The following is a 13,237-nucleotide window of genomic DNA, read 5'->3' as shown; positions in this document are numbered from 1 at the left end:
ACCCCGCAGCCGTGACGGCGATCCGGCCGTTCACCCGTGCGAGGATCACCCGCACGATGCAGCCGACCACGACGCGCGTGCGCGCGGGCTACGCGCTGGGTTCCCTCGTCACCGGGGCGTTCGGCACCGTCCCCGGTCTGCTCCTGCTGCCCTACCTCACCGACTCGCTCGCCGTCCCCGCCGCCGTCGCGGGCGCGCTGGTGCTCGTCCCCAAGGCGTGGGACGTGCTGTTCAACCCGGTCGCCGGGCGGATCAGCGACCGGGCGGGGGCGCGGCGGCCGTTCCTGCTGGGCGGGGGCGCGGCCACGGCCGCGCTGTTCGCGGCGCTGTTCGCCGGGGTCGGGGACGGGTGGGGCGCGGCGGCGTACGTGGCGGTCGTGTTCCTGCTGTGCGCCACCGCCTACGCGTTCTTCCAGGTGCCCTACGTGGCCATGGCGGCGGAGCTCACCGACGACTACCACGAGCGGACCCGGTTGCTGGCCTGGCGGGTCGCGGTGCTCGCGCTGGCGATCCTGGTCAGCGGGGCCGGGGCGCCCGCCGTGCGGGACCTGGTCGGGGGCGCGGACGGGTACCGGGTGATGGGGGTCGCGGTCGGGGCGCTGATCCTGGTGGGGACGCTGGCCTCGGTGGCGGGCACGCGCGGGGCGCCGGTGCGGCGGGACCCGGCCGCGCCGTCGGCCCGCGACTTCCTGGCGGCGCTGCGGGTCCGGGCGTTCCGGCGGTTGCTGGTGGTGTTCTCGGTCCAGGCGGTGGGGCTGGGCACGATGCTCGCCGGGGTGGACTACTTCGCGCGGCTGGTGCTGGGCGAGCGGTCGGCGCAGACCGCGCTGTTCGCCGCGTTCGTGGGGCCCGCGCTGCTGGTGATGCCGCTGTGGCAGCGGGTGGGCCGCCGGGTCGGCAAGCGGACCGGGCTGGTCGTGGCCTCGGTGGTGTTCGCGGGCGCGGCGGCCGGGCTCGGGGCGTCCGGGGTGCTGCCGGTCGGGGCCGTGGTCGCGGTGATGGCGGTGGCGGGCGTCGGGTACGCGGGGATGCAGGTGTTCCCGATGGCGATGCTGCCGGACGTGATCAGCTCGGTCGACGGGCGGCGGGCCGGGCTGTTCTCCGGGGTGTGGACGGCGGGCGAGACGCTCGGGCTGGCGCTGGGGCCCGGCGCGTACGGGGTGGTGCTGGCGGTGGGCGGGTACGCGGCCAGCGCCGGTGGGGACGTCGCCCAGTCGAGCGGCGCGGTGCTGGCCGCGCTGGTCGGGTTCACCGCGCTGCCCGCGCTGCTGGCCGTGCTTCCCCTTCCGCTGCTGCCCCGTGAGGAGGACTTCCGGTGACTGATCCCCTGGCCGAGCTGGCCGAGCTGCGCGCAGCCGACCTGCCCACGCACGGCGGGCGCACCCTGGCCTACGTGTACGACAGCGCGCTGCCGGGGCTGGATGCCCTCGCCGCCGCCGCGCACGCGCTGGCCGCGCCCGCGAACGGGCTGGACCCGACCGCGTTCCCGTCGCTGCTGCGGTTGGAGCGGGAGGTGGTGGCGACGGCGGCGCGGCTGCTCGGCGGCGGGGTCGGGACGGTGACGTCGGGCGGGACCGAGTCGTGCCTGCTGGCGGTGCTGGCGGCGCGCGACTCGCGGCCGGACGTGGCGCGGCCGTCGGTGGTGGTGCCGGAGACGGCGCACGCGGCTTTCCACAAGGCGGGGCACTACTTCGGGGTGCGGGTGGTGGCCGTCCCGGTGGACCCGGTGACGTTCCGGGCCGATCCGGTGGCGATGGCGGCGGCGGTCGACGGGTCGACGGTGCTGGTGGTGGCGAGCGCGCCGTCGTACGCGCACGGGGTGGTGGACCCGGTCGGGGAGATCGCGGCGGTGGCCGCCGAGCGCGGGGTTCGGTGCCACGTGGACGCGTGCATCGGCGGGTGGGTGCTGCCGCACGCGGGCGTGGCGCCGTTCGACTTCCGGGTGCCGGGGGTGACGAGCGTGTCGGTGGACCTGCACAAGTACGCGTACTGCCCGAAGGGGGTGTCGGTGCTGCTGCACGCCGACGCCGGGTTGCGGCGGGCGCAGTTCTTCGCGAGCGCGGACTGGCCCGGTTACACGATGCTGAACACGACGATGCAGTCGACACGTTCGGGTGGACCGGTGGCGGCGGCGTGGGCGGTGCTGCGGCGGATCGGTGACGACGGGTACCGGGAGCTGGCGGGGCGGGCGCTGGAGAGCGCTCGGGTGGTGCGGGAGGGGATCGGCGCGATTCCGGGGCTGCGGGTGCTGGGCGAGCCGGAGGCGACGCTGCTGGCGGTGGCCGGGGACGGGGTGGACGTGTTCGTGGTGGCGGACGAGCTGAAGGCGCGCGGGTGGTACGCGCAGCCGCAGTTCGCGCACGGGGCGTCGCCGGTGAACCTGCACCTCACGCTGACGGCGGCGAACTCGGGGCACGAGGCGGAGCTGCTGGCGGACCTGCGCGCGTCGGTGACGGCGGCGCGGGAGCTGGGGGCGCCGGAGGTGCCGGAGGGGGTGCTGGCGGCGGTGCGGGGGTTGACGCCTGATCAGGTGACGGCGGAGGGGTTGGGCGGGTTGCTGGCGGCGGCGGGGGTGGGCGGGGGCGGGGTGCTGCCGGAGCAGATGGCGGCGGTGAACACGCTGCTCGCGGCGGCGGGGGCTCGGGTGCGGGAGCGGTTGCTGGTGGAGTTCCTGGGGGCGCTGCACTCGTAGGGACGGGCCCGCGCGGGGCCGGGAAACCCAGGCCCCGCGCGGAAAGCCCTCACCCCACCGGCACCGCCTGCTCCGCGTCCCGCAGCCGGGGCAGCACCAGCGCCGCCGTGAGCGCCAGCAGCGCCCCCGACACCACGAACACCGGTCGCAGGCCCAGCAGCTCCCCCAGCACCCCGCCCAGCGCCGCCCCCAGCGGCACCGCGCCCCAGGACACCACGCGGTGCGCGGCGGTCACGCGGCCGAGCAGGGCGTCCGGGACGACGCGGTGGCGCAGGCCCATCACGACCACGCTCCACACCACCGCGCTCGCGTTCTGCGCGGCCAGCAGCAGCACCACCGCCAGCGCCCCCACCGGGACGCCCTCGACCACCGCCGGGAACGCCGTGTCGACCAGCAGCGCGCCGAACAGGGTCAGCGGGAGCACCAGCAGGCCCGCGCCGAGCGCGAGCCGCGCGCCCACGCGCGCCACCAGCCTCGGCGCGAGCGCCGCGCCCAGCAGGCCGCCCACGGCGGTGCCCGCGAGCAGCAGGCCGTAGCCGCGCTCGGTCAGGTGCAGCGCGGACCGCTCCCCCACCGCGAACAGCGGCAGCACCGCCCACACCGCCTGGAGCGCCAGGTTCACCGCGCCCGCCGACAGGACCATCGTCAGCATCAACCGGTTGCCCGCCAGGAACCGCGCGCCCACCAGCAGGTCCTCGCGCACCGTCGTCGGCTCGGCACGCTCGGCGCGGAACGCCCCGCGCAGGCCCCACAGCGCGACCACCGCCACCAGCCACAGCGCGGCGGGCGCGGTGAACGCGGCCACGGCGCCCGCCGCCACCAGCAGACCGCTCAGCGCCGGGCCGACGAACTGGTTGGCCGCCAGCTCCAACCCCTGCAGCGCGCTGTTGGCGCGGTCGAGGCCGGAGCGGTCGAGGCCCGCGCGGTCGACCACCGCCGGGACCACGGACTGCGCCGACGTGTCGTGGACGACCTCGGCGGCGCCCACGCACAGCGCCACCGCGTACAGGGCCCAGATGGGCGCGAACCCGCCCAGCGCCGCGCCTCCCAGCACCACGAGCAGCGCGGCGCGGACGGCGTTGGCCACCAGCATGGCGCGGCGGCGGTCCACCCGGTCCACGAGCACGCCCGCGGGCAGCGCGCACACCAGCCACGGCAGGTTCACCGCGACGGCGACGCCCGCGACGAGCGCGGGCGACCGGGTGAGCTGGAGGGCCAGCAGCGGTAACGCGGTCTTGTACATCCCGTCCGCCAGGTTCGAGACCCCGGACGTCGTCAGCAGCCTGCCGAGGCCGCCTCTCCCAGTGCTCACCCGGTGGAGGGTCCCAGATCGAGGTGCTCACCCTGCGGAGGGGGCTTATCGCCCGAACGGGGACGCGAACGGGGGCCGTCGCGGCGGAACGGTACTTTGTGTGATCTTCACTCGACGGGGAGGACGGGTTTGGAGCCGGACAAGGACTTCGAGGCTCGACTGGACTTGCAGCGCCAGTGGTTAGCGTACGTGCGAGCGGGAGGCGCGCTCCCCGAACCGGAGGGGCGCGAGTACGAGGACTCGATCGGCACGTCGGGCGAGGGCGCGGTGCGCGCCGTGGTGCGGGACCGCAGGCTCTTAGCCGTGGCGATCGACCAGGGGGTGCTCCAGCAGACCCCGGGCGCCGTGTCGGAACTGCTGCGGGAGGCCCTCAACCCCGCGCTGGCGCAATCGAGGATCGACACACCGGCGGCCGGTGATCCCGGCCCCGACCTGGGCGCGGTGAACGCCCAGCTGACCGAGTTCACGCTCCAGGGCGGGCAGGCCCTGACCAGGGTCCAGGAACTGCTGGACGCGTCCATGGCCAAGCTCGCGGGCAAGACCGGCTTGAGCGGCGACAGCACGCCGCAGTACGTCGAATTCCTCTTCCAGGACGCGCTCGACGTGGTGCGTTCCACCCAGGCCGCGCTCTCGGCGGACCCCGCGCCCCCGGTCACCGGGGAGGGGCGGGACGAGGCCGAGGAGGTCTTCGCAGGCGTCACCGACGGCTCGGTGGACGTGCTCGAGCTGACCACCGCGGCGGTGCGGCTCTCCCCCGCCGAACTGGGTCAGGCGGTCCTCGAAGCGGTCAACGCCGCGCTGGAGGAGTGGGAGGAGCGGGCGGGCGCGGTGGAGCGGCCGGGCCTGGACCTGGAGGCGCTGCAGAAGATCGGCGAGCGCGCCGAGCAGGTCCGCGAGCAGAGCCTGAACCACCTGCGGACGTACACGACCAGCCTGACCTCGATCATGCGCAACATCGACTAGGGGGCGCGCGGTGTTCAAGGACATGGACGTCAACACGCGGGCGATCGGCGACTCCGCCCAGAAGATCCAGGAGACCGGGACCGCGCTGGCGAACGACCTCGCCGCGTTCCGGGGCCAGGCCGACGCGCTCGTGGGCGCGTTCGGCGGCGACGAGCTGGGCTCGGCGCTGGCCACGATCTACCAGGTCGTCTCCGAGGCCGCGTTCGAGTCCTTCGGGGACAACGCCGAGGCGCTCGGCGAGATCGGCCTCAACCTGCAGGGCATGGCCGACGAGTACGCGGCCACCGAGACCGCCGCCAGCGACGCCTTCCAGCAACTGATGGGACACCTGGGATGACCACCGGCATGATGCTGCCGCCCGAGCTGTCGGGGCTGCTCAACACCCTCGGCTTCTCCTGGCCGGAGAGCGACGAGGGCAAGATGTTCGACCTCGGCGGCCTGTGGTCCGGGTTCGCCGACCGCGTCGGCCCGGCCGCCACCGCCGCCGAGGGCCACGCCCAGCTGGTGCTGGACACCAACAGCGGCGCGGCGGTGGAGCGGTTCAAGGCGTTCTGGACCGACGGCGAGGCGCCGAAGCAGAACCTGGACGACGGGGCGACGGCCTCCTCGCTGGTCGGCGCCGGGCTGTACGTGTGCGCGGGCGTCGTGGTGGCGCTGAAGATCGCCGTCGTGGTGCAGCTGGTCGTGCTGGCCGTGCAGATCGCGCAGGCCATCGCCACGGCGGTGCCGACGTTCGGGCTCTCGCTGGTCCAGATCCCGATCTTCAAGCAGATCACCTCGCTCGTCCTCGACCAGGTGATCAGCCTCGCCGTCAGCCAGGTGCTCGGTGCCTAAGACGAAGAAGCCCAAGCCGTCACCGGCGGGCACGGCGGGCGCGAGCGCCGGGATCTTCGCGCCCGCCACCAACAAGCTGCGCACGAGCAAGCGGCCTGCGGGGGCAGCGAACAACAACCACGTGCAGCCCCTGGACGTCGGGACGTACGCGTCGCTGAAGAAGCGCGAGAAGGTCGGCGACAACCTGGAGCACGACCACATCCCGTCCTCGGCCGCCCTCAAGGAGGCTGAGCGCATCCGGCTCGGCCGTCCGCTGACCCTGAAGGAGAAGCAGGACATCCACAACCAGGCCAACGCGATCGAGGTCCCGAAGGACGTCCACGCCAAGAGCGACACGTACCGGGGCAAGAACACCCCGGCTCAGATCAAAGCAGACGCGGCGAACCTCAGCGCGGCGGCCGCGAGGGATTACGCTACCACCCGCACGAACCTCATCGCCGCAGGTAAAAGTCCCAAAGAAGTCGACGCGGCCCTGGCGAACCTGCGGGCTATGAACAAAGCAAAGGGGTATTAGTGGCGATCGTGACCGGCGAAGTGGCCGTGTTCCTGGACGTGCTGGGGCACCGCCGAGGGGACAGCCAGGGAGAGGACCGGCTCCTCGAGGCGATCCTCCTGGCGGGGCCGGACATGGAGATCGAGGAGATCGACCTCGACGGCGAGGAGTCGGTGTACTTCGTCTTCAAGCAGACGGGCACCGACGTCCTGTTCGAGAACGACGTGCTGGTGTCGGTGATGGTGCGGACGCAGCCGGACGAGCAGGACCCGTCGTACGGGCTGTACCCGCGCCCGGAGGCGCTCGTGGACGGGTTGTCGCCGGTCGCCTCGCGGGGTGAGGTGGCGGCGCTGCTGGGCGCGCCGGAGCGCAGCGGGCCGACCTTCGAGCGGTACGAGGCCAACGGGCACTACCTGCACTTCGAGTTCGGCCGGGACGACCGGGTGGCCCGGATCTCCGCGCTGCTCGAAGCGGTCTGACCCGCGTCGCCGGGGGTGGGCCCGCTCCGGTCCCGCCCCCGGTGGCGACGGCTAGGCGTGCGCCGCCGCGATGTTGACCATCCAGCGGACGCCGTACCGGTCCTCGCAGGTGCCGAACTCGTCGCCCCACATCTGCTTCTCCAGCGGCACCAGGGTCGTGCCGCCCTCGGTGAGCGCGGCCCAGTACTCGCGCAGCTCGTGGTCGCCCGCGTCACCGCTGAGGGTGACGGTGATCCGGCTGCCCTCGCCGTACTCCATGCCCGGCGGGGTGTCGGAACCCATCAGGGTGAAACCCCGGTCGGTCTGGAGCATCGAGTGCATGATCTTGTCCGCGAACTCGGGGTCGGGCATCCCGAACTCCCCGAACGTGGAGACGACCAGGGTCCCGCCGAAGACCCGCTGGTAGAACTCCATGGCCTCGCGGGCGTCGGTGCGGAAGCTGATGTACGGGCTGAGTCGGGAGACCACGGCGGAACCTCCTGGTGCGCGGGCTGCGGGCGCGGGTGCGGCGGGCACATCGTGCAGGCGGCGGGCGGGGTTCGCAGCGCGAGCGGCGGGAGCGCGGTGGGCTGGGCTGGGCCGGGGCGCGGATCACGTTGTGCGGCAAGGGAAAGCACGCACGGGGCTGCGACGCCGGGGACGAGCCCGGCCCCCGAGGTGGATCGCACCTCGGGGGCCGGGGGTTCAGCGGGGCGGGTCGACCAGGCCCGCGCGGGCGGCGCCGGGGAAGCGGCGGGGACGGACTTCACCCACCGGGGGCCCGGCACGTCACCGACGCGCGGCGCCGCGACCTCACTCCTCGTCGGGCTCCGGCGCCTCGTCCGGCGCGCGCACCGCGCCCGCCGTGGAACCGCCCGCCTCGTCGGCGGCCTGCCCCCGGCGCTCGGCCTCGCTCAGCGGGACCGCCAGCAGGTCCGGGTCGCCGGGCGAGTCGGGGTCGGTCTGCGCGTCCGGGTCGGCCTCGGCGCGGGGGCGGTCGTCGAACTCCGGCTGCTCCTCGGCGAGGCGGTCGTCCAGCGGGCGGGGGTGGGCCTGCTCGTACGGGGTGGTGCCGTACTTGTCGGCGGCGGTCCAGTGCTCGGGCGGGTCCATGCCCGCCTCCAGGGGGTCGAGGCGCAGCCGGTCCTCGTCCAGCTCCTCGGCGACCTCGTCGGGACCGGTCTGCGGGGCGTACCCGACCAGCTCCTCCGCCTGCTCGTCTCGGCTCATGGGACGCGTGTACCCGCTGCCGCTCGGAGCAATCCCGGCGTGACGAGCGCCACTTGGCCGAACCGGGAACATCCGGCGACCCCCCGCCGTTGTACGGATCGGTCGGCGCGGTCGTGTCCCCGGGCCTCACCTAGCGCCGTCGCGGAATACCGTCAGGCTGGAGCCGCCACGTGCCACTCGCCGAGAGGCGACCACCGCGCCGACCCCTAGCACGCGAAAGGGCCCGCCCCCGGTTCAGGGGGCGGGCCCTTTCGCACTGCGGCGCCACGTGTGCGGCACTCCTTCGCACCGGCGCGGCGCTGGGCCGGTGCTCCGGCGAACCGGCGCTAGCGAGCGCTCACGCGATGCGCGACTGGGGGACCTCCACGTCCTCCAGCAGGCCGTCGACCCAGGTCGCCACGTCGGCGGGCGCGGGACGCACCTCCGCGCCGAACCGGGCGACCACGACCGGGTCCTGGCCGTCGGCCTCGACGGCGGCGGCCCAGCCCCGGTCCTCGTCCCAGAGCAGGGCGACGTCCCGGTCCGGGAAGTCGGGCAGCACGCCGTCCAGTGCCAGGTAGACCGAGGCGGGCTCCTCGCCCTGCAGGCAGGAGCTGTCGCCGCTCAGACCCAGCGCCCTGGTCACCCTCCGCGCGTAGAGCTCGAGCTCCCGCACCACAGTGTCATCGAAATCGAGGTCCATCAACTCACCCCGTGAAGTAGTCATGCCCCTCTCGCCGAGCTGTTCGGCGTACAGCCCCTGTACCCGGACAAACATCCGATAATCCCTCATGTGTTCCAGCACACGGGATTTCCCCGTGGTGGCGTAACCGGGTGTGCACGGTTTGTGACGAACGGGTGCGGGTAGCCGGTCCTCGTGGGTGATTTTCCGCTGCCGGACTACGACCTGCTCGGGCTCAAGGAGCTGCGGGAGCGGGTGCGGGCGCTGGGGTGCGACGAGCTGTCGGTCGTGCTGGCGCACGAGCGCGCCAACGCGGGCCGGACGCCGGTGCTCCGGGTGCTGATCGGCTGGTTGGACCTGCTGGAGGCCGGGGCCTCGCCGGTCCCCCGGCCGGAGCCCGCGTGACACCGCAGGCACCGCGCGGGCGGACCCGGTCACGTTCGGTGACCTAAAAAAGGCGACTCACTCGGAAGCCTGACCCCCGTACGCGAGCAGGAACACCTCCACCGCGTCCTCCCCCGCCGCCCGCGCCTCGGCGGCGGGCAGCTCGCGGCTCCCCCACGCCGAGCGGGCGTCCAGCGCGCCGTCCACCAGGGACAGCAGGTGCCCGGCGGCGCGGTCGGGCTCGCAGCGGCGCAGCGCGCCGGACAGCACCAGCCTGGCCAGCCGGTCGGCGAGCGCGGTCGCGGTCGCGGCGGACGTGCGGCGGTGCGCCTCGCCGACCAGCTCGGGGAAGAGGGCGGCGTTGCCGAGCGCGAGCAGCCGCAGCGACCGCACCTCGTCGGACGCCAGCACCTCGGCCAGCTCGCCGACCGCGCGGGCGAGCGCTACGGCGGGGTCGCCGGGCGCGCGCAGGCCGTCGAGCGCCGCGTCGAGCCGGACCCGCGCCCGGTCGGCGGCGGCGAGCAGGGACTCCCGGAACAGGGACTCCTTGTCGGTCAGGTGGTTGTAGACGGTCGGCTTGGCCACGCCCGCCTCGTCGGCGATGTCGCGCACGCACGCCTGGGCGTAGCCGCGCGCGGCGAACACCCGGAAGGCGGCGGCCAGGATCGCCGTCCGCTTGTCCGCGCGCCCGCGACGCGCACCCCCGTCGATCACGGGTCGAGCCTATCGACCCCTTGCGCCTGAACCAGCGAAACCAATAACTTGAACCCGTTGGTTCATTTCCGGGGAGGGCGGGACGATGATCGTCAACTTGCTGCGGTTCGCGTTCAAGCAGGAGGCCACGGCGCAGGAGCGCGCGGAGGTGCTGGCGGTGCTGCGGGGGCTCACCGAGCTGGAGCCGGTGTCGTTCTCCTCGGTGGGACCCGACATCGGCGACGACCCCCGGTTCACCCACGCCTACTGCGTGGCGCTGGCCGACTTCGACGCGCTGCGCCGGTACGTGAACGACCCCGCGCACCTGGCGGCCGACTCGGTGATCATCCCCAGGCTGGCCAGGCTGTCCGCGACGCGGTTCGCCGACGAGGGCTCGCCCGAGCTGGCCGAGGCGGTCAACGCGCTGCACCGGGAGAAGGCCGCCGCGCACCCGGAGTGGGCCCGGCTGCTGGGGACGGTCCCCGAGCTGGACCTGGCCGCCGGGTGAAACCCTGACCCGACCGGGTGGTTGGGCCGGACGGGCGAGCGCGCGTCGAAGCGCCGTCCGGGGGCGGTCGCGGCTGCCAGGATGTGGGCCGTGGCCGACGACGCGCAGGCGCTGATCTCCGAGCTGGACACCAGGATGCGGCGGGACTGCGACCGCATGGCGCTGTGGCGGGTGGTGCACCGCACGACCGGCATGGCCTACAGCGTGGTGCTGATCGCGGTGCCCGCCGTGCTCGCGGCCGGGTTCGCCTCGTCCGAGACGGCGCTGGGCAAGGCGCTGCTGCTGCTCGCCGCCGTGGTGGGCGGGTTGAACGTGACGTTCAAGCCCTACCTGCACAGCCGCAAGCGCCGCTCGGACGTGAACACCATGCGCAGGCTGCGCGACGAGTTCCGGGCCGAGGCGGTGCGGGAGGCGGACAAGCTCGCGGTGTACGACAAGTACTCGGCGGCCTACGCCTCGGTGTTCGAGGCGCGCGGGCGGGAGCTGCTGGACGGCTCGCTCGGCGTCGACGAGAGCGCCCCCGAGGAGAGGACCGGGGAGGGGGCGCCCCGCGAGGGGACGACCAGCGGGGGGACCCCCGCGAAGGCCTGAGCGCGGCTCACGCCAGCGGCGCGCGCACCGAGACGAACTTCGTCTCGCGGCGCACCGCGAACCCGAGCTTCTCGTAGACCCGGATCGCCCCGGTGTTGGCGGCGGCGGCGTGCATCATCGCCGTCTCGCCGCGCTCGGCGATGCCGACCGCGACCGCGAGCACCAGCCGGGCGGCCAGCCCCTGCCCCCGGTGGGCCGGGTCGGTGCACACGGCGCTGATCTCGGTGTGCCCGTCCGGGCGCATCCGCTCCCCCGCCATCGCGACCAGCGCGCCGCCGCGCCGCACGCCCAGGTAGTTCCCCAGCTCGACGGTGCGCGGCAGGAACGGCCCCGGCTGGGTGCGGGCGACCAGGTCGAGCATCTCCGGCACGTCGGACGCGCCGAGCCGCAGCGCCTCGTCGTCCGGCGCGGGCGTGATGCCGTCGTCGACCAGCTGCACGGCGGGGATGTGCTGCACCAGCTCCCAGTCGGGCGGCAGGTCGGCGTTGGTGTTGAGGACGGCCAGCGCGCCGGGTCCGGTCAACCGGGCCAGGTCGCGCCAGGCGGTGGCGTCCGGGTCGGCGGGCACGGAGTGGAACGGGGCGACGTCCGCGCGGTAGCGCCTCGCCCCGCCCGAGCCCTCGGCGAACCGGGCCTGCTCGCCGGTCAGCGCCGACCAGGACGGGTTGTCCAGCGGTGACATGCGCCCTCCTCCTGGCCGGAAACCGGGAGGGATCATCCGTCCGGGGCGGACCCGCTGTCCAACCGGGACCACATCGTGGACCGGGGCGCGGACGAACGGGTGGGGTTGAACGGGTGTGGTTGTGGAGAACCGTGGGGCATGGGTGAACAGGAGATGCGGCGGTTCGTGCTGGAGGGCTTGGCCGAGGACGAGCGCCGGGCCGAGCAGGGCAAGGTCCCGCTGCTGGTGGAGGCCGAGCAGCAGGGGCGGCTGAGCCTGCTGCGCACCGACGACGGGCGCGGGCTGCTGCTGACCGGCGGCGGGGTGGCGGCCACCGAGGACGAGGCGCTGGTGCCGTTCCAGCGGAAGGCGGAGCTGCTGCGCGAGGAGGTGGAGCGGCTCGCGGACGAGCCGACGCTGCGGCTGCTGGCGACCGTGTACGAGGCGCGGGTGGGGTGGCAGGAGGAGTGGCGCACGCGGGTCTGACGGGTGGGGCGCGGCGGTCCCCGGACCGCCGCGCCCCGCGGTGTCAGGCCGCCGCCTGCCCGGTCCCCGCGCGGGTCAGGTAGCCGCCGAGGCTGGACCAGCTTCCCCAGGTGCTGTTGGGCGAGGTCTGCCAGATGTGCCACAGCGCGTTGTCACCGCCGCGCGCGAACGCCTCCAGGCGGCCGTCGGCGTTGCTCGCCACGGTCGGTTCCGAGGTGAGGTAACCGCCCAGGCTGGACCAGCCGCCCCAGGAGCCGTTGGGCGTCGTCTGCCAGATGTGCCACAGGGCGCTCTCACCGCCCAGGGCGAAGACCTCCAGCCGACCGTCCTCGTTGCTGCCCACGCTGGGCGGCGAGGTCAGGTAACCGCCGAGGCCGTTCCAGGCGCTCCAGGAGCCGTTCGGCGTGGCCTGCCAGATGTGCCACAACGCTCCCTCGCCACCGCGCGCGAAGACCTCCAGCCGACCGTCCGCGTTGCTGCCCACGGCGGGCGGGGACGTCAGGTAACCGCCCAGGCTCGACCACCCGCTCCAGGTGCTGTTCGGCGCGGACTGCCAGATGTGCCACAACGCGCTCTCACCACCGAGCGCGAAGACCTCCAGCCGACCGTCCGCGTTGCTGCCCACGGCGGGCGGCGAGGTCAGGTAGCCACCCAGGCTCGACCAGCCACCCCACCCGCTGTTAGGCGAGGTCTGCCAGATGTGCCAGAGCGCGCTGTCCCCGCCGAGCGCGAACGCCTCCAGCCGACCGTCGGCGTTGCGGCCCACCACCGGGTCCGAGGTCAGGTAGCCGCCCAGGCTCGCCCACGCGCTCCAGCCGCCGTTGGGGACCGTCTGCCAGATGTGCCAGAGCGCGCCGTCACCGCCGCGCACGAACACCTCCAGCCTGCCGTCCTCGTTGCTGCCCACGGCGGGCGTCCCGGTGAACCAGCCGCCGAGGCTGGCCCAGTTCCCCCACGCGCCGTTCGGCGTGGTCTGCCAGATGTGCCACAGCGCCCCGTCTCCCCCTCGGGCGAACACCTCCAGCCGACCGTCCTGGTTGTCGCCCACGCCCTGCGCGGACGACAGGGTGGGGCCCGCCGAGACCGGCGAGGCGTCGACGGGCTGGGTATCGGCAGGCTCGGCCACCGCGCCCGGTGCGGCGGGCAGCAGGGTGGCCACGGCGAGCGCGGCCCCGGCGAGCAGTCGTCTGGCGAATCGATCTTTCATGGTCGGAATTCCCCTCCGAGATCGAGCGTCCTCGGCTCGGCCCGTGCTCGGGCGGCCGTCCGGA

18 protein-coding genes are annotated in these 13,237 nt (G+C 74.3%); 11 read left to right on the top strand and 7 right to left on the bottom strand.

The features are described from left to right. Nucleotides 1–56 precede the first annotated feature (56 nt). Both LV78_RS31325 and LV78_RS31320 read left to right on the top strand, forming a co-directional pair. Nucleotides 57–1,319, top strand: a complete 1,263-nt coding sequence (locus tag LV78_RS31325) for an MFS transporter (RefSeq protein WP_253849675.1) — start codon at nucleotides 57–59, stop codon at nucleotides 1,317–1,319. Then, nucleotides 1,316–2,692, top strand: coding sequence for a pyridoxal phosphate-dependent decarboxylase family protein (locus LV78_RS31320; RefSeq protein ID WP_253849629.1), 1,377 nt, complete (start codon nucleotides 1,316–1,318; stop codon nucleotides 2,690–2,692). The genes LV78_RS31325 and LV78_RS31320 overlap by 4 nt, the downstream gene beginning before the upstream one ends. Before the next feature lie 49 nt (nucleotides 2,693–2,741). Here the strand turns inward: LV78_RS31320 and LV78_RS31315 are convergent, their stop codons facing one another. Further along, complete coding sequence (locus LV78_RS31315; RefSeq protein WP_253849628.1) at nucleotides 2,742–4,004, bottom strand: MFS transporter; 1,263 nt, start codon at nucleotides 4,002–4,004, stop codon at nucleotides 2,742–2,744. Between the two features lie 129 nt (nucleotides 4,005–4,133). On the opposite strand from LV78_RS31315, the gene LV78_RS31310 reads away from it, so the two are divergent. The 5 genes from LV78_RS31310 to LV78_RS31290 are packed head-to-tail and all read left to right on the top strand — an operon-like array spanning nucleotide 4,134 to nucleotide 6,773. Further along, nucleotides 4,134–4,967, top strand: coding sequence for a hypothetical protein (locus LV78_RS31310; protein WP_253849627.1), 834 nt, complete (start codon nucleotides 4,134–4,136; stop codon nucleotides 4,965–4,967). 10 nt (nucleotides 4,968–4,977) lie between these two features. Further along, nucleotides 4,978–5,304, top strand: a complete 327-nt coding sequence (locus LV78_RS31305) for a WXG100 family type VII secretion target (RefSeq protein ID WP_253849626.1) — start codon at nucleotides 4,978–4,980, stop codon at nucleotides 5,302–5,304. After that, complete coding sequence (locus tag LV78_RS31300; RefSeq protein ID WP_253849625.1) at nucleotides 5,301–5,801, top strand: WXG100-like domain-containing protein; 501 nt, start codon at nucleotides 5,301–5,303, stop codon at nucleotides 5,799–5,801. Before LV78_RS31305 ends, LV78_RS31300 begins: the two co-directional genes overlap by 4 nt. Continuing rightward, nucleotides 5,794–6,315: a hypothetical protein gene (locus LV78_RS31295; protein WP_253849624.1), complete on the top strand. Its 522-nt coding sequence runs from the start codon at nucleotides 5,794–5,796 to the stop codon at nucleotides 6,313–6,315. The genes LV78_RS31300 and LV78_RS31295 overlap by 8 nt, the downstream gene beginning before the upstream one ends. Then, a complete protein-coding gene (locus LV78_RS31290) occupies nucleotides 6,315–6,773 on the top strand; it encodes a DUF6392 family protein (RefSeq protein ID WP_253849623.1) in 459 nt (152 codons plus the stop codon). Before LV78_RS31295 ends, LV78_RS31290 begins: the two co-directional genes overlap by 1 nt. Before the next feature lie 51 nt (nucleotides 6,774–6,824). On the opposite strand, the gene LV78_RS31285 is transcribed toward LV78_RS31290, so the two are convergent. From LV78_RS31285 to LV78_RS31275, 3 genes are all read right to left on the bottom strand, one after another. Continuing rightward, nucleotides 6,825–7,241 carry a VOC family protein gene (locus tag LV78_RS31285; protein WP_253849622.1) on the bottom strand — a complete coding sequence of 139 codons (417 nt, stop codon included), beginning with the start codon at nucleotides 7,239–7,241 and terminating at the stop codon, nucleotides 6,825–6,827. Between the two features lie 324 nt (nucleotides 7,242–7,565). Next, nucleotides 7,566–7,982, bottom strand: a complete 417-nt coding sequence (locus LV78_RS31280) for a hypothetical protein (RefSeq protein ID WP_253849621.1) — start codon at nucleotides 7,980–7,982, stop codon at nucleotides 7,566–7,568. Nucleotides 7,983–8,319: 337 nt separating this feature from the next. After that, a complete protein-coding gene (locus tag LV78_RS31275; RefSeq protein ID WP_253849620.1) occupies nucleotides 8,320–8,664 on the bottom strand; it encodes a DUF6292 family protein in 345 nt (114 codons plus the stop codon). 174 nt (nucleotides 8,665–8,838) lie between these two features. Between LV78_RS31275 and LV78_RS31270 the strand changes: the two genes are divergently transcribed. Further along, nucleotides 8,839–9,048 (top strand): DUF8129 domain-containing protein, encoded by a 210-nt coding sequence (locus tag LV78_RS31270; RefSeq protein WP_253849619.1) that lies wholly within the window; start codon nucleotides 8,839–8,841, stop codon nucleotides 9,046–9,048. A 57-nt stretch (nucleotides 9,049–9,105) separates the two neighbouring features. Here the strand turns inward: LV78_RS31270 and LV78_RS31265 are convergent, their stop codons facing one another. Next, complete coding sequence (locus tag LV78_RS31265; RefSeq protein ID WP_253849618.1) at nucleotides 9,106–9,741, bottom strand: TetR/AcrR family transcriptional regulator; 636 nt, start codon at nucleotides 9,739–9,741, stop codon at nucleotides 9,106–9,108. An 85-nt stretch (nucleotides 9,742–9,826) separates the two neighbouring features. On the opposite strand from LV78_RS31265, the gene LV78_RS31260 reads away from it, so the two are divergent. Together LV78_RS31260 and LV78_RS31255 are read left to right on the top strand one after the other, a co-directional pair. After that, the gene (locus LV78_RS31260) at nucleotides 9,827–10,228 is read left to right on the top strand and encodes a Dabb family protein (protein WP_253849617.1); all 402 of its coding nucleotides are present in this window, start codon (nucleotides 9,827–9,829) and stop codon (nucleotides 10,226–10,228) included. A 90-nt stretch (nucleotides 10,229–10,318) separates the two neighbouring features. Continuing rightward, the gene (locus tag LV78_RS31255; protein ID WP_253849616.1) at nucleotides 10,319–10,819 is read left to right on the top strand and encodes a hypothetical protein; all 501 of its coding nucleotides are present in this window, start codon (nucleotides 10,319–10,321) and stop codon (nucleotides 10,817–10,819) included. Between the two features lie 7 nt (nucleotides 10,820–10,826). Here the strand turns inward: LV78_RS31255 and LV78_RS31250 are convergent, their stop codons facing one another. After that, the gene (locus LV78_RS31250) at nucleotides 10,827–11,501 is read right to left on the bottom strand and encodes a GNAT family N-acetyltransferase (protein ID WP_253849615.1); all 675 of its coding nucleotides are present in this window, start codon (nucleotides 11,499–11,501) and stop codon (nucleotides 10,827–10,829) included. Nucleotides 11,502–11,639: 138 nt separating this feature from the next. Here LV78_RS31250 and LV78_RS31245 point away from each other — a divergent pair, with 138 nt between their 5' ends. Continuing rightward, complete coding sequence (locus tag LV78_RS31245) at nucleotides 11,640–11,966, top strand: hypothetical protein (protein ID WP_253849613.1); 327 nt, start codon at nucleotides 11,640–11,642, stop codon at nucleotides 11,964–11,966. A 43-nt stretch (nucleotides 11,967–12,009) separates the two neighbouring features. Here LV78_RS31245 and LV78_RS31240 read toward each other — a convergent pair whose 3' ends face one another. Beyond that, the gene (locus tag LV78_RS31240; RefSeq protein WP_253849612.1) at nucleotides 12,010–13,173 is read right to left on the bottom strand and encodes a PLL family lectin; all 1,164 of its coding nucleotides are present in this window, start codon (nucleotides 13,171–13,173) and stop codon (nucleotides 12,010–12,012) included. Between the last annotated feature and the right edge of the window lie 64 nt (nucleotides 13,174–13,237).

The sequence above is a fragment of the Actinosynnema pretiosum genome (assembly GCF_024171695.1).
GTDB lineage: Bacteria > Actinomycetota > Actinomycetes > Mycobacteriales > Pseudonocardiaceae > Actinosynnema > Actinosynnema pretiosum.
This window is presented reverse-complemented; position numbering and strand designations above follow the sequence as displayed.

Coding starts and splice junctions, on each gene's coding strand:
- LV78_RS31280 (WP_253849621.1), bottom strand. CDS start 7,982: ATGAGCCGAGACGAGCAGGCGGAGGAGCTGGTCGGGTACGCCCCGCAG.
- LV78_RS31250 (WP_253849615.1), bottom strand. CDS start 11,501: ATGTCACCGCTGGACAACCCGTCCTGGTCGGCGCTGACCGGCGAGCAG.
- LV78_RS31275 (WP_253849620.1), bottom strand. CDS start 8,664: ATGGACCTCGATTTCGATGACACTGTGGTGCGGGAGCTCGAGCTCTAC.
- LV78_RS31300 (WP_253849625.1), top strand. CDS start 5,301: ATGACCACCGGCATGATGCTGCCGCCCGAGCTGTCGGGGCTGCTCAAC.
- LV78_RS31245 (WP_253849613.1), top strand. CDS start 11,640: ATGGGTGAACAGGAGATGCGGCGGTTCGTGCTGGAGGGCTTGGCCGAG.
- LV78_RS31240 (WP_253849612.1), bottom strand. CDS start 13,173: ATGAAAGATCGATTCGCCAGACGACTGCTCGCCGGGGCCGCGCTCGCC.
- LV78_RS31325 (WP_253849675.1), top strand. CDS start 57: ATGCAGCCGACCACGACGCGCGTGCGCGCGGGCTACGCGCTGGGTTCC.
- LV78_RS31260 (WP_253849617.1), top strand. CDS start 9,827: ATGATCGTCAACTTGCTGCGGTTCGCGTTCAAGCAGGAGGCCACGGCG.